General features: G+C 67.3%; 7 protein-coding genes. 3 read left to right on the top strand and 4 right to left on the bottom strand.

Translation table 11 applies throughout. The features are described from left to right. The first annotated feature begins 10 nt into the window (after positions 1–10). Both ABQZ00_RS21370 and tssA read left to right on the top strand, forming a co-directional pair. Positions 11–7,600: a two-partner secretion domain-containing protein gene (locus tag ABQZ00_RS21370; protein WP_323539004.1), complete on the top strand. Its 7,590-nt coding sequence runs from the start codon at positions 11–13 to the stop codon at positions 7,598–7,600. 47 nt (positions 7,601–7,647) lie between these two features. Continuing rightward, complete coding sequence (gene tssA, locus ABQZ00_RS21365) at positions 7,648–8,691, top strand: type VI secretion system protein TssA (protein WP_323539003.1); 1,044 nt, start codon at positions 7,648–7,650, stop codon at positions 8,689–8,691. A 295-nt stretch (positions 8,692–8,986) separates the two neighbouring features. Here the strand turns inward: tssA and ABQZ00_RS21360 are convergent, their stop codons facing one another. Beyond that, positions 8,987–9,277, bottom strand: a complete 291-nt coding sequence (locus ABQZ00_RS21360) for a DUF2782 domain-containing protein (protein WP_055846968.1) — start codon at positions 9,275–9,277, stop codon at positions 8,987–8,989. 78 nt (positions 9,278–9,355) lie between these two features. Here ABQZ00_RS21360 and polA point away from each other — a divergent pair, with 78 nt between their 5' ends. Further along, the gene (polA, locus tag ABQZ00_RS21355) at positions 9,356–12,136 is read left to right on the top strand and encodes a DNA polymerase I (protein WP_323539002.1); all 2,781 of its coding nucleotides are present in this window, start codon (positions 9,356–9,358) and stop codon (positions 12,134–12,136) included. A gap of 626 nt (positions 12,137–12,762) precedes the next feature. Here the strand turns inward: polA and hemF are convergent. The 3 genes from hemF to ABQZ00_RS21340 all read right to left on the bottom strand — a co-directional run bounded on the left by hemF (position 12,763) and on the right by ABQZ00_RS21340 (position 15,659). Further along, positions 12,763–13,662: an oxygen-dependent coproporphyrinogen oxidase gene (gene hemF, locus ABQZ00_RS21350; protein ID WP_115514243.1), complete on the bottom strand. Its 900-nt coding sequence runs from the start codon at positions 13,660–13,662 to the stop codon at positions 12,763–12,765. Positions 13,663–14,385: 723 nt separating this feature from the next. After that, the gene (locus tag ABQZ00_RS21345; protein WP_115514241.1) at positions 14,386–14,946 is read right to left on the bottom strand and encodes a hypothetical protein; all 561 of its coding nucleotides are present in this window, start codon (positions 14,944–14,946) and stop codon (positions 14,386–14,388) included. Beyond that, positions 14,943–15,659, bottom strand: a complete 717-nt coding sequence (locus tag ABQZ00_RS21340) for an SH3 domain-containing protein (RefSeq protein WP_323539001.1) — start codon at positions 15,657–15,659, stop codon at positions 14,943–14,945. Before ABQZ00_RS21340 ends, ABQZ00_RS21345 begins: the two co-directional genes overlap by 4 nt. Between the last annotated feature and the right edge of the window lie 80 nt (positions 15,660–15,739).

Raw genomic sequence — 15,739 nt, 5'->3', positions numbered from 1 at the left:
GGATCTGCGCATGCACGCCAACCACACCGCTTCCACCGTTGCAGCCCGCCCCTCCGAACGCCTGCTGCGTCGATCGCCGCTTGCGCTGGCGCTGGCCGCCGCACTCATGCTCAGCGCACCGGCGATGGCGCAGGTTGCCAGCACCCAGCTGCCCACCGGCGGCAGCATCGTGGGCGGCACCGGCACGATCAATGCGCCCAACGGCACAACGCAGGTGATCGACCAGACCGGCTCGCGCATGGCGCTGAACTGGACGAGCTTCGATATCGGTTCGGCCGCCACGGTGCGCTTCAACCAGCCATCTGCGAGCTCGGTGATCCTCAATCGCGTCATCGGCGGCAATCCCACGCAGATCTTCGGCAACATCACCGCCAATGGTCAGGTGTTCCTGCTCAATTCCAACGGCATCCTCTTCGGCAATACCGCGCAGGTAAATGTCGGCGGCCTGGTCGCCACCACCCTGGGGGCCCAGGACATCAACTTCATCAACGGCAACGACTTCTTTGATGCAAACGGTGGGATCGCCCGGGTGTCCAATGCCGGCACCATTACCGCCGCCGCCGGCGCGGTCAATCTGATCGGCGCCGAAGTGCTCAACAGCGGCACCATCACCGCCAACGCCGGCAACATCACCCTGGCCGGCGCCGACAAGGTCACCCTCAGTTTCGAGAGCGGTGGGTTTGGCGTGGTCATCGACAAATCGCTGGAGTTCGCGCAGGGCACGTTCGCGGTGAATAACTCCGGCAGCCTGATCGCACCCGGCGGCACCATCTCCCTGAGCGCACGCGCAGCACAGGGCGTGTTCGACGCGCTGGTCAACAACAGTGGCGTCGTCCGCGCTGCAGGACTTGCCGGCGGCAGCGACGGCAGTGTCTCGCTGGTGGCCAACGGCGCCGGCAGCAACGGCATCGTCGGCAATGGCAGTATCGATGTCGGCAGCGGTGCCATCAGCTATGTCTCTGACGTCGCCGTACAGCAGGGCGGCGTGCTCACCGCCGGCAACGTGTCCGGCAGCATCGGCGGCAATGCCAGCTTCAGCGGCGCCAACAAGATCGCCAACCTCGGCTTCCTGCAGGTGGCCGGCAACCTGGGCCTGACCAACACCATCGGCCTGGCGCAACAGGGCGCGCTGACGGTCGGCGGCACCAGCACCTTTTCGCTGGGCAACCAGGCGCTGACGCTGAGCGATGGCGGCAATCATTTTGGCGGCAGTGTCGGCCTCACCAGTGGCGCCACCCAGATCACCGACAGCGGTGCATTGACGCTGAGCACGCTGACCACCGGCAACCTCACCGCCACCAGCACCGGCACGCTGAATCTTGGCAGCGGCACGGTGACCGGCGCGCTCAGTGCCACCAGCAACAATGGCGCGATCCAGCAGGCTGGCAACGCAGGCCTCACCGTCACCGGCACCAGCGATCTGCAGGCCGGCACGGGAGCCATCTCGCTGACCACTGCAGGTAACGATTTCCAGCAGGCGGTCAGCCTGCGCGGGGGCACCACCCAGATCAGCGACAGCGGCGCACTGACCCTGGGCACGCTGGCCACCGGCAACCTCACCGCCACCAGCAGCGGTGCGTTGAATCTCGGCAGTGGTGCGGTGACCGGGGCGCTCAGCGCCACCAGCAATGGTGGGCAGATCAGCCAGACAGGCGCGTTGACGGTGAACGGCACCAGCACGCTCGATTCCGGCAACGGGGGCATTGCGCTGAGCGATAGCGGCAACGACTTCGTTGGCGCGCTCACGCTGACTGGTATCGGTATCGCCGTACGCGATGCCAACGATCTCACCATCGTCGGGCTCACCAACGGCAGCAACGGCGCCATTACGCTCACCGCAGGCGGCGCGCTCAACTTGCCCGCGCAGGCCATTGCCACCGGCACCGGCGCGCTGTCGCTGAGCGCGCTCGGTGGAGGGCTCAGCACCGGGGGCGCACTGTCCGGCAACCAGGTGAGCCTGCGCGCGCGCGATGCGTTGAACCTTGGCCACAGCGTCCAGGCCGGCGGCAACCTGCTACTGACCAGCGACGCCGGGGCCATCACCCAGACCGCCGGCCTGCTCGCTGTCACCGGCACCACCAACGCCACGGCGGCAGCGGGCACCGGCGCCATCAGCCTGGGTGGTGCCGGCAACGATTTCGGCGGCGCGGTCTCGCTCACCGGCAGCACGGCGGTGGTCAACGACAGCAACGCACTCACCCTGGGCACCATCGCCACCAACACGCTCACCGCCACCAGCCACGGCAGCTTGAACCTGGGCCAGGGCAGCATCGGCGGCATCGTCACTGCCAGCAGCAACGGTGGCGCGATCACCCAGAACGGCGCACTGACCCTGACCGGCCCGGCAACGCTCAATGCAGGCAGCGGCGCGATTTCGCTGGGCAACGGCGGCAACGACTTTCAGGGCGCGCTGACTCTGGTCGGCACCGGCATCGCGGTCAGCGATCTCGACACGCTCAGCGTGACCTCGCTCACCGCCGGTAGCGGCGGGGATGTCACCCTCACCGCTGGCGCCGACCTGTTGCTGCCAGCGCAGGCCATCGACCTCGGCGCGGGCAATCTGCGGCTAAGCGCGCAGGGCGGCACGCTGGCGACCAAGGGCGCGCTCAGTGCCAATCAGATCAACCTGTCTGCTCGCGACGGGCTGACCCTGGACCACGACATCGATGCCACCAGCACGCTGGCGTTGACCACCACCAACGCCGCCATCACCCAGGGCGGTGGGGCGATCAGCGCTGGCGCACTGGGCACCGTCAACGCCGGAACCGGTGCGGTCTCCCTGCTCGGTCAGGGCAACGATTTCACCGCCGGACTCGACGTGACCGGCGGCGCCATCGGCATCTACGATCGCAACGACCTGTCCATCGTCTCGCTGGTCAGCGCCGCCAACAGCGCGGTCGCGCTCACCGCAGGCGGCATGCTGAGCCTGCCGGCGCAATCGATCGACACCGGCAGCGCCACGCTGCAACTGCGTTCGGACAACGGCAGCTTGTCTACCAATGGCGCATTGCGCGGCGGCAATGTCAGCCTCAACGCGCGCACGGGCATCACGCTGTCGCATGACATCACCAGCAGCGGCAACCTGCAGCTGCGCACCACCAACGCTGCGCTCACCCAGCTCGCCGGCAGGCTCGCCATCGATGGCACCACCACGGTCAATACCGGCAGCGGCGCTGTGGCGTTGAACGGCGCGTCCAACGCCTTCACCGGCGCGCTGTCGGTGACCGGTGGCGCGGTGCAGATCAACGCGCTCAGCGCGTTGACCCTGGGCAGCTTCAGCGCCAACGCGCTCACGGTCAGCAGCGGTAGCGCATTGGATCTGGGGCAGGGCAGCGTGGCCACCTCGCTGACCGCCACCAGCGCCAGCGGCGGCATCACCCAGACCGGCGGGCTTGAGGTGGGTGGCGCGGCGCAATTCACGGCCGGCACCGACAACATCACCCTGACTGCGAGCGACAACGACTTTCGCGGTGTCGTGGGCCTGAGCGGCAACGCCGTGCAGGTGGTCGATCGCGATCGGCTCACCCTGGGCAACAGCAGCGTCGGCAGCCTGCTGGTCGACAGCAACAACACCGCCATCGACCAGCAAGGCGCGCTGACCGTCAGCGGCAGCAGCCGCTTCGATGCCGGCATCGGCAGCATCACATTGGCCGACAGCGCCAATAATTTCACCGGCGCGGTGAATCTGGCCGGCGGCGCCGTGCAGGTGGTCGATACCAACACGCTTACCCTGGGCACGCTCAACACCGGCGCACTCACCGTCACCAGCACCGGTGCGCTGAATCTTGGCACCGGCAGCACCGGCGCCTTGACCGCCACCAGCAACAACGGCGCCATCAGCCAGACCGGTGCGCTCACCGTTAATGGGGTTGGCAGCATCAACGCCGGCAGCGGCACGATTGCACTGACCGACATTGGCAATGATTTCAGCAACACGGTGAATCTCACCGGCGGCGCGGCGCAGATCGTCGATGCCAACGCGCTCACGCTGGGCAGCCTCAATACCGGCGCGCTCACCGTTAGCAGCAACGGTGCGTTGAATCTTGGTCAGGGCAGCGTCAATGGCGCGCTGACCGCCACCAGCAACAACGGCGCCATCACCCAGGCCGGTGCGCTCACCGTCACCGGCGCAAGCACCGTCAACGCCGGCAGCGGCGCGATCGCGCTGACCGATGCCAACAACGATTTCCAGGGCGCCGTCGGCTTGACCGGCAACGGCATCGCCGTGACCGATCGCAGCGTGCTGAACGTCTCCTCGATCAATGGCAATAGCAACGGCGACATCGCGCTCACTGCGCAGACGCTCAACCTGCCTGCATCGGCGATCTCCGCCGGCACCGGCAGCTTGACGCTCACCTCCACCGGCAGCGCGTTCAGCACCGGTGGCGCGCTGAGCGGCGGCAACGTCGTGCTCACTGCACGCGATGGCCTGACCCTGGCGCACACCATCAGCGCCGGCAACGCGCTGACGCTGCGCACCACCAATGCCGCAATCAATCAGAGCGGCGGCCAATTGCTGGTTGGTGGCCTCACCACCGTCAACGCCGGCTCCGGCGCCATCGCACTGGCCAATGCCAACGACTTCATTGGCGCCGTCGCCCTCACCGGCGGCGCGGCGCAGATCGTCGATGCCAACACACTCACCCTGGGCAGCCTCAACACCGGCGCACTCACCGCCACCAGCAACGGTGCGTTGAACCTGAGTACCGGCACCACCGGCAGCTTGACCGCCACCAGCAACAACGGCGCCATCACCCAGACCGGTGCGCTCACCGTCACCGGCGCAAGCACCATCAACGCCGGCAGCGGCACGATCGCACTGACCGATAGCAACAACGATTTCCAGGGCGCCGTCGGCTTGACCGGTAACGGCATCGCCGTGACCGATCGCAGTGTGCTGGCCGTCTCCTCGATCAATGGCAATAGCAACGGCGACATCGCGCTTACTGCGCAGACGCTCAACCTGCCTGCATCGGCGATCTTCGCTGGCAGCGGTAACTTGACGCTCACCTCCACCGGCAGCGCGTTCAGCACCGGCGGCGCGCTGAGCGGCGGCAACGTCGTGCTCACTGCACGCGATGGCTTGACCCTGGCGCACACCATCAGCGCCGGCAACGCGCTGACGCTGCGCACCACCAATGCCGCAATCAATCAGGCCGGCGGCCAATTGCTGGTCGGCGGCCTCAGCACCGTCAACGCCGGCACTGCCGCCATTGCCTTGAATGGCGCCAATGATTTCCAAAGTGCAGTGAACCTCACTGGTGGCGCTGTACAGCTCAACGACAGCGACGCACTGACCCTGGGCGCGCTCAACACCGGCGCGCTCACCGTCACCAACACCGGTGTGTTGAATCTCGGCCAGGGCAGCGTCAATGGCGCACTGACCGCCATCAGCAACGGCGGTGTCATCACGCAAACCAACGCACTCAGCATTACCGGCGCCAGCACGCTCGATGCCGGCAACGGATCGATTGCGTTGACCAATGCCAACAACGATTTCGTCGGTGCAGTCGCCGCCACCGGCGATGGCATTGGCTTGGTCGACCGCAACGACCTGCAGCTCGCCAGCGTGCAAAGCACCGGCACTGGCGCGGTAACGCTGGATGCCGGCGGTGCGCTGCTGCTGCCGGCTACCACGATCGACACCGGTACCGGTGCGCTCAGTTTGATCGCGCGCGGCGGGACCCTCACCACGGTCGGTGCGCTGCGTGGCGGCGATGTGCAGCTGACCGGCGCCAACGGCATCGTGCTTGGCAATACCATCGCTGCGTCGGGTGATCTGGCAGTGCGCAGCACCAACGCGGCGATCACCCAACGCGCGGGCACGCTGCAGGTGGCAGGCAATAGCGTGGTCGATGCCGGCAGCGGCACGATCGTGCTGGATGCGGCCGGCAACGACTTCCAGGGCCTGCTCGCGCTCAGCGGCGGTGCCACGCGTGTGCGCGCTGCCACTGCGTTGACGCTGGGTGCGCTGAATACCGGCGCGCTCGATGTCGCCAGCAACGGGGCGCTCAATCTGGGCTTCGGCTTGGTCAATGGCGATCTGGACGCTGCCAGCAACGGCGGTGCGGTGTCGCAGAGCGCTGCGCTGACCGTCACCGGCGTCACCCGCATCGACAGTGCCGGCGCTTCCATCGCGCTTGCCGATGCCGGCAACGATTTCCAGTCGGCAGTGAACCTCCGCGGTGGCGACACCCGCGTACGCGACCGCAATGCGCTGACGCTCGGCAACGTGGATGTCGCCGCGCTGGAGGCAAGCAGTGGCGAGGCATTGAATCTGGGTCAGGGCCGCATCGGCGGCACGCTGGTCGCGCGCAGTGGCGCTGCACCGGCTGCACGCATTCGCGCGCAGGCGCTGCCCACGCCGGCGGCAACCGCTGCCGGCATCACCCAGCAAGGCGCGTTGATCGTCGTCGGTAACAGCGTGCTCGATGCGGGCAGCGGCGCCATCGCGCTCACCGATGCCGGCAACGATTTCCAGGGCAGCGTGCAGGCCACTGGCGGCAGCATCGCGCTGGTCGATCGCAACGACCTGGCCGTGGCGGCGCAGGCGAGCGGTGCGGTCGCGCTGCAGGCCGGCGGCCAGCTCTCTACCAGCGGTGCGATTGCCGGCAACGCGGTGGCGTTGAGCAGCGGTGGCGGCATGCAGCTGGGGCACGACATCAACAGCGCCGGCAACCTCAGCGTGCGCAGCGGCGGTGCCATCACTCAAAGCGGCGGCAGCCTGCGCGCAGCGCATCTCAGCGGCAGCGCCGCGGGTGCGGCCACACTGACCGGCGCCGGCAATGCCATCGGCACGCTCGGCGACTTCCGTGCGCAAGGCCTGGACCTGTTCAGTGCCGGCGCATTGCAGGTGAGCGGGCGCGTGGATGGCGGCAACCTGTTGCGGCTGCGCAGCGGTGATGCGTTGCTGCTGGATGGTCAGCTCAGCGCTGCGACCACCTGGCTGCAGGCGGTTGCCGGCATTCGCCAGCGCGCCGGCAGCGCCATCAGCACCAACCTGCTCAGTGGCAGCGCCGGTGGCCCGGTGGTGCTAGGCGATGCCACCACCTTCATCGACAACCGCGTGGTGCGGCTGGGCGATTTCACCGCCAGCAATGGCTTCAGCCTCACCAATGCCGGCGACCTCACGCTGGTGCTGGCCAACGGCAGCAGCTACAGCGTGGATGCCGGCAACAGCGCATTGTTGCTGTCGGTGCGCGGCGATCTGCTGCAGGAAGGCCGCGCCACCCTGCGTGATGGCACCGGCAATTTCTCCGCGACCGGCCGCATCGGCACCCAGCAGGACCCGATCTACCTGATCGGCACCGGCGCCCAGGTGATCGGCGCGGTGGGCGCGCCACCGGCGTACTTCAACGCGACCACCGCCGAGGGCGGGCTGCTCGAGTTGAGCGGCGGTTCCAGCTTCAACGTGCCGGCCTCGGCGTTTGCCGGCCGCGCGCAGAGCTCGGCCAGCCGCACCATCGCCTTCGTCGATCTGTCCGCCAGCGGGACGCCGTATCGCGCCTTCGGCCTGGTCCGTCCCGGCCTGCGTCTGCCCGACGACCAGCAACCGGCATGCGACGCCGGCGACCCGGACGCGGTCTGCACCCCGCAATAATCGCCTCGCCGCCGCCCACCGCGGCGGCTCTCCCGATGGAGCCTGCCATGCACGACGACACTTCCCTGCAGACCTTGCTGGCGCCGATCAGCGACGATGCCCCGGCCGGCCCGGACCTGGAATACGACCCGGACTTCCTGCGCCTGGAGCGTGACTCGGCCGTCCGCGCCGAGCGCACCCTGGGCGAGAGCGTCATCGCCGCCGAAGAACCCGACTGGGACAAGGTGCAGGCGCTGGCGCTGGAACTCAGCCGCCGCAGCCGCGACCTGCGCATCGCCAGCAAGTTGGGCGCGGCCTGGCTGCGCCTGCGCGGCCTGCCGGGCTGGGCCGACACCCTGGCGCTGATCCACGGCCTGCTGGAACAGCATTGGGACAGCGTGCACCCACAGCTGGATGCCGACGACGACAACGACCCGACCTCGCGCATCAACGCCCTGGTCGGCTTGAGCGACCCGATGGGCCTGCTTGGCGCGCTGCGCACCGCACCGTTCGTGCAATCGCCGCGGCTGGGCCGCTTCAGCCTGCGCGACCTGCGCGTGGCCAACGGCACCCTCAAACTGCCCGAGGGCCAGACCGGCCCCAGCCTGGCCGAGATCGAAGCCTGCTGCCAGGACTGCACGCCGGAAACGCTGGCCGCCTCCGCCCAGGCCATCGGCGCTGCGTCGGCGCATGCGCGCGCCATCGATGCCCTGCTCACCGAACACGTAGGCACCGCCGCGCCGGACCTGCGCCCGCTGCTGACCGACCTGCGCGAGCTGGAACGTTTCGTGCTGCCGCACTGGCAGGCGCGCGACAGCAGCGCCAACCCCGCCGCGCCGGACGCTGACACTGCGCCGGCTGGCGAGGGCAACGACGGCGCGACCACCAGCGCCCGCCCGGCCGGCGCCATTGCCGGCCCGGACGATGTGCTGCGTCGCCTGGATGAAATCTGCGCCTATTACGCGCGCTGCGAACCTTCCAGCCCGGTGCCGATGCTGCTGCGGCGTGCGCAGCGCCTGGTGGGCTGCGACTTCCTGGCCCTGATGAAGGAACTGGCCCCGGCCGGCATCGACGACCTGCAACGCGTCACCGGCCCGCTGGAAAACGGCTGATCGCGGCGAACGCCACCTGGCGAGCAGTGATCAGGTGAACGTAGATAACGCGCTCCGAGCCGGAGTGCGCGCGTGGGACATGCCGTACCGAACGCCGGCCGCACCCGCTCGGCGACGAGCGCCAGCATTCTGTGAGCGGCGCCATCCACCCGCTCAGCCCAACAGGCAGCCGTACAAGACGCGCCCGCAATCCCACCGACTGCCCTACGGCGGCAGCCCAACCAGCCCACCGCCCACCTCCGAACAAAACGCAGTCATACCGCGCTGTTGCGAATCCCGACTCCCAACTCCCCAATCACCAACGATACAACTGCCAATACACCTTGTTGACCTTGTCCTTCTCGGCATCGGTATGCCCGTCGTGGTCGCGGTCGTACAGAAAGTAGGGCGCACCGCGGGCCGGCGTCACGCGCACCATTTCCAGCTGACCATTGACGCGGTATTCGTCGACCTTGTCGCCATTCCCCATGGTCTTGCTGGTGACATCTGCGCCGGCCGGAACATCGCCACCCGCGCGGCCACCGCCGCTCGTGGCACAGCCGCCAAGCAGCAGCAACGGCAGCAGCAAAAGACATGCTCTCTTCATCGTCGTCATCCGTTTTAGGTCGTCGGTCAGTATGCGCTGGCGCGGTGTGGCGCGGGCGTGCAGCGTTAGAATTGTCCGATGAGCAAATTAGTCCTGATCGACGGGTCCAGTTACCTGTATCGCGCGTTCCACGCGCTTCCGCCGCTGACCAATGCCCAGGGCGAGCCCACCGGCGCGTTGTTCGGCGTGGTCAACATGTTGCGCGCCACCTTGAAGGAACGCCCCGCCTACGTCGCGTTCGTGGTGGATGCGCCGGGCAAGACATTTCGTGATGACTTGTATGCCGACTACAAGGCCAACCGCCCCTCGATGCCCGACGAGTTGCGCGCACAGGTGCAGCCGATGTGCGACATCGTGCATGCGCTGGGCATCGACATCCTGCGCATCGACGGCGTGGAAGCGGACGATGTGATCGGCACGCTGGCGCTGCAGGCCGCCGCAGACGGATTGAGCGTCACCATCTCTACCGGCGACAAGGATTTCGCGCAGCTGGTGCGTCCAGGCATCGAACTGGTCAACACCATGAGCGGCAGCCGCATGGATTCGGACGAGGCGGTGATCGCCAAGTTCGGCGTGCGGGCCGACCAGATCGTCGACCTGCTCGCGCTGATGGGCGATGCCATCGACAACGTGCCCGGCGTGGACAAGTGCGGCCCCAAGACCGCCGCCAAATGGCTGGCCGAATACGACTCGCTCGACGGCGTCATCGCCAACGCCGAAAAGATCAAGGGCAAGATCGGCGAGAACCTGCGCGCCGCACTGTCGCGGCTGCCGCTCAACCGCGCGTTGGTCACCATCAAGACCGACGTGGCGCTGGCCTGCGGCCCGCGCGCGCTGGAGCTGCGCGAGCCCAATGCCGAAACGCTGGCCGTGCTGTACGCCCGCTACGGCTTCAGTCAGGCCCTGCGCGAGCTGGGCGGCGCAGCGGCCGCTGGCGCGCAGACCGAAGCCATGGCCGTGGCCCGTACCGAACCAGGCCGCGCTCGCGGCACCGGCTTCGTCTCCGGCCCGGCGAGCGCGCCGGTGGATCTGGACCCGGCCCTGGCCGCGCCCGGTCAGTACGAGACGATTCTCACCCAGCAACAGCTGGACAGCTGGATCGCCCGCCTGCGCGCGGCCGGCCAGTTCGCCTTCGATACCGAAACCGACAGCCTGGACCCGCTGCAGGCCAACCTGATCGGCCTCAGCGTCGCCGCCGAGCCCGGCCAGGCGGCGTACCTGCCGTTCGGCCACGACTTCCCCGGCGCGCCGGCCCAGCTCGACCGCGCCCAGGCGCTGGCCCAGCTGGCGCCGCTGCTCACCGACCCTGCGCTGCGCAAGCTCGGCCAGCACGGCAAGTACGACCTGCACGTGATGCGCCGGCATGGCGTGGAGCTGGCCGGCTACAGCGACGACACCTTGCTGGAGAGCTTCGTGCTCAATTCCGGCAGCGCCCGCCACGACATGGATAGCCTGGCCAAGCGCTATCTGGGCTACGACACCGTCAAATACGAAGACGTGTGCGGCAAGGGCGCCAAGCAGATCAAGTTCGCCCAGGTCAGCCTGGAAGATGCCACCCGCTACGCCGCCGAAGACGCCGACATCACCCTGCGCCTGCACCACGTGCTCGGCCCCAAGCTGGCCGCCGAGCCAGGGCTGGAGCGCGTCTACCGCGAGATCGAGATGCCGTTGGTGGAAGTGCTCGCCCGCATCGAGGCCAACGGCGTGTGCGTGGACGCGGCCGAACTGCGCCGCCAGAGCGCGGACCTGTCCAAGCGCATGCTCGCCGCCCAGCAAAAGGCCACCGAGCTGGCCGGGCGCACCTTCAACCTGGATTCGCCCAAGCAGCTGCAGGCGCTGCTGTTCGACGAGCTCAAGCTGCCCGCCGTGGTCAAGACGCCCAAGGGCCAGCCTTCGACCAACGAAGAAGCGCTGGAAGCCATCGCCGACCAGCACGAGCTGCCGCGGGTGATCCTGGAGTACCGCGGCCTGGCCAAGCTGCGCAGCACCTACACCGACAAGCTGCCGGAGATGATCCACCCGCAATCCGGGCGCGTGCACACCAGCTACCACCAGGCCGGCGCCGCCACCGGGCGGCTGTCCTCGTCCGACCCCAACCTGCAGAACATCCCGATCCGCACCGAAGACGGCCGCCGCATCCGCCGCGCCTTCGTCGCCCCGCCCGGGCGCAAGCTGATCGCCTGCGACTACTCGCAGATCGAACTGCGCATCATGGCCCACCTGTCCGGCGACCCCGGCCTGGTGGGCGCGTTCGACTCCGGCGCCGACGTGCACCGCGCCACTGCGGCGGAGGTATTCGGCCGCACCATCGACACCGTCAGCAACGACGAACGCCGCGCCGCCAAGGCGATCAACTTCGGCCTGATGTACGGCATGAGCGCGTTCGGCCTGGCCCGCCAGCTCGGCATCGGCCGTGGCGAGGCGCAGGACTACATCGCGCTGTACTTCAGCCGCTACCCGGGCGTGCGCGACTTCATGGAAACCACCCGCCAGCAGGCCCGCGACAAGGGCTACGTGGAGACGGTGTTCGGTCGCCGGCTGTATCTGGACTTCATCAATGCCGGCACCCAGGGCCAGCGCGCCGGTGCCGAGCGCGCCGCGATCAACGCGCCCATGCAGGGCACCGCCGCCGACATCATCAAGCGCGCCATGGTCAGCGTGGATGGCTGGATCGCCGACCACGCGCAGCGCGCACTGATGATCCTGCAGGTGCACGACGAACTGGTGTTCGAAGCCGATACCGATTTCGTCGACACGTTGCTGAGCGAAGTCACCGCGCGGATGTCGTCCGCTGCTGAATTACGCGTGCCGCTGGTGGTGGATTCGGGTGTGGGCGATAACTGGGACGAGGCGCACTGACGCAGCACATCACGCTGATATGCTGAATGCGCAGACCAGACATAAGTTGGTCAAAACATAATGCGCGCGCAGCAGGATTGGAGGAATGAATAACCGTTAAATTCTACATTTTTTTAACAGTTATCTTCACGATCCATCAATGTGGAAAATGGTGTTATATCCCTCGACGGGCGCAACGCCTGTCGGCAGATCTCTCCCATCCCCTGGAGCAGATCTCGGAGCGGAAACTCCTCCCCAAGTTTCCGTTCCCTGGCCCCGCCGACCTCCCCCTGGTCTGCGGGGCTTTTTTATTTCCAGCGTTCAGAGTAGCCGGAAAGACGCTGCGCTGCTGGACAGCGTCCGCAGATTGCGCAATAGCTGCGTGAGCAATCACAAATTTAAATGGGAGCGATTAACTCGCTCAATCAACACAGCGTTTCATTTGCGCAATTCAGGTTTAACTGTGAGCGACTCTGAATGCGTGAATCTGTGTGGATGACCCAACGGATAAAGGCGCTGAAACCAATCCCTGCACGGGGAAGAGTTCAGCGCCTTCGGATGCATCGGGCGTGGCGCACTGCCTTCGGACGGCAGCAGCGCTGGCGGCCCCTTAAATCCGGCCCGCTCCGATCACGGCAACGTCACTGTCAGCCCAGCCAGTCGCGCGGCACCAGGTAGTCCAGCAACCGCGCCTCGGCGCTGCCGGGCTCGGCGGTGTAGCCGTATTCCCAACGCACCCGCGGCGGCAGGCTCATCAGGATGCTCTCGGCGCGCCCGCCGCTCTGCAGCCCGAACAGGGTGCCGCGGTCGTAGACCAGGTTGAACTCCACGTAGCGCCCGCGGCGGTACAGCTGGAACTCGCGCTCGCGCTCGCCAAACGGCGTGTCCTTGCGGCGCTGCACGAGCGGCATGTAGGCATCCAGGAAGCCATTGCCCACCGCCTGCTGGTAGGCAAAGTCGCGCTCGAAGTCCTGGCCCAGGTCGTCGAAGAACAGCCCGCCGACGCCGCGCGTTTCGTTGCGGTGGCGCAGGAAGAAGTACTCGTCGCACCAACGCTTGTGCGCGGCATAGCGCTCCTCGCCGAACGGCGCGCACAGCGTCTGCGCGGTGCGGTGCCAGTGCTGCACGTCTTCATCCACCGGGTAGAACGGCGTCAGATCGAAGCCGCCGCCGAACCACGCGGCAACCACCTCGCCATCGCGCTCGGCGCGGAAGTAACGCACGTTCATATGCGTGGTCGGCACGTGCGGGTTGTTCGGATGAAACACCAGCGACACGCCGCAGGCCCGCCAGGTCGCGCCCGCTAGCTCAGGCCGGTGGGCACTGGCCGAGGGCGGCAAGCGCGTGCCGGACACATCCGAAAAGCCGATGCCGGCCTGCTCGAACACCGCGCCGTCGCGCAGGATGCGGGTACGCCCGCCACCGCCTTCCTCGCGCTGCCACAGATCCTCGGAGAACCGCGCTCGCCCATCTGTGGCTTCCACAGCGGCGCAGATACGGTCCTGCAGGTCGGTCAGATAATCGCGTACACGGTCGAATTCGTTCATGGCCCAATTCTAAGCCGTGCATCGCGGCCGGTGCGCCCACCCGAACGTGGCCGTTTGTCGCAGGGCGATGTGCAAGGTGGAGAAGGTCCCGCAGCGGTTAGCGTGTCAGGGTCAGTCGAGTTGGTCTGTGTGTAACGTTTCAGCACAGCACAGCAACCACTAAACCGCACGACACGGTGGTTTCCGTTCTTCAACAAAACCACCGACACACTGTCTGGTGCGGTGTCCTCGCCGCTTGCGGCATGGATGCCGCCATCGAGCCCCCATGGACGGGTTGACGGCGTGTCCCGCGAGCGGTGAGGGCGTTGCGCACTCGATGTCTTCGCGTTTGCTGCAGGGCCCTTGCCCGCGCACCATCGCAGGACACGCTGCAAGTACGTCCATGTAAGCTCCGTGGCGGCATCCATGCCGCCAAGGGTCCCGCGACGGTGAGCGGGCAAGCACCAGCCGCGTTGATCGGCGCCCAGGGTTTCGGCACAGCAACCAGCAACCCCCGACATCGCGCGACGCGGCGGTTTGGTTCTTCAGCAAAACCACCAGCAAACGGTCTGGTGCGGTGTCCTCACCGCGCCCTCGACTCATCAGGCTCGAAGATCGCCAGGCAACCGCAACAGGCAAGCTGTCAGTCTTCTCAACGTGATTGACTAGCGCGGATCATTGGTTGCAAGGCAGCCGATCTGCGCGCGGACTGCATGGCCCTTGCCTGCGCCAAAGTCACTAGACCTAGGCAAACTCCGCGCGAACAGCTGGCTTGCACAGTCGCCAGGCGAGTGCTGCATGCACGCAGCCGATGGCCAGAGCGCCCGCGCCGGTGAGCACCAGCGCCATCTGTTGCGTGGCCTGCAGGCGTGCCTGCATCTGTGGCCATTCCGGGCTGTGCAGTACATCGGCCGGCAGCATGGCCTGCACGCCGTCGAACAACGGCCCGATCAACGCCAGCCCGGCAAAATTGAGCAGCCCGGTGACGATCAACACCACCACAAACCCGATGCGCGCCCACTCGCGTCGCTGCAGCAGCGCCCAGCTCAGCCATGCGAACGCCACCGACAGCACCACCCCGATCACCGACAACGCCATGCCGTGGTCGATCACCCATTGCCACGACGGCGGCAAGGTCATGCCCAGGGGTAGAGCGAGTGTGGTGGCGTCGGGCACCGCCAACAGCACCACGATCTGAAACAGGTTGGCCAGTGCGCTGACCGCGCCCAGCAACAACGAGACCCATGCCAGCGGCGAGACAAAGCCGCCGTTCGATTGGGGCGATGTGCGCGGCGCTGCGTTCATTGCAGCGACGCGATATGCGCCGCGACTGCCGCCTGCCCGGGTGGGTCCAGCGCGGGTTGCAGCTGTGCGTACCAGCCGGGCAGGGCATCGGCTGGCAGACATGCGCGCAGCAACGGGGTGCTGCGCTCAAGAAATTCCTCGAAGAACGGCAGGCCGCGGACATACAAGAAGTGGCTGTCGGTGATCGACATGCCGGCATAGGCTTCGCGCAGCCACTCCAGATGCGGCAGGGCATGCGCACCGTGACCGGCGCGGGTCAGCGCGGTCAGGAAGCCCGTCCGCGCCGTGGCTGGCGAGGTGGAGCGCTCCTGGGCGTTCAGATCGTCGAAGGTCAGCAGCCATTGCTCGCCGCGCTCGACCTCGTTGCACATCACCGAGGTGGTGGACAGCTGCAGCGCGTTGTGTGCGGTCGGCTCCAGCTCGTACAGCGCCAGCCAATACGGATACGCCTCGTGGTAGCGGTCCAGTGCGCTCAATGCCAGCGCGCACAGGCGCTGCGCATCCGCACCAGCCTGCAACTGCGCTTGCGCCGCGTTATAGGCGCCCACGTGATCGCCGCGCTGAAACGCGCTCAGCGCCGTCTGCAATGCGGGGTCGATCTCGGCAGCTGCCTCGCCGGCATCGTCGCCAGGCGCCGTCGCTGCGGTGGGTTCTGCCCGCGGCGGCTTCGCCACGGCGGTCTTGCGTCCAAACAAACGGTCCCACAGGCCCATCGCGTCTACCTTGTGTGCGCCAGCAATGAGTGGAAAGTTGCCGCGACGCCGGCGGCGCACCGGTTCTGCGGCAGACCGGC

The organism is Xanthomonas sp. WHRI 10204, assembly GCF_040202875.1.
Taxonomy (GTDB): Bacteria; Pseudomonadota; Gammaproteobacteria; order Xanthomonadales; family Xanthomonadaceae; genus Xanthomonas.
This window is presented reverse-complemented; position numbering and strand designations above follow the sequence as displayed.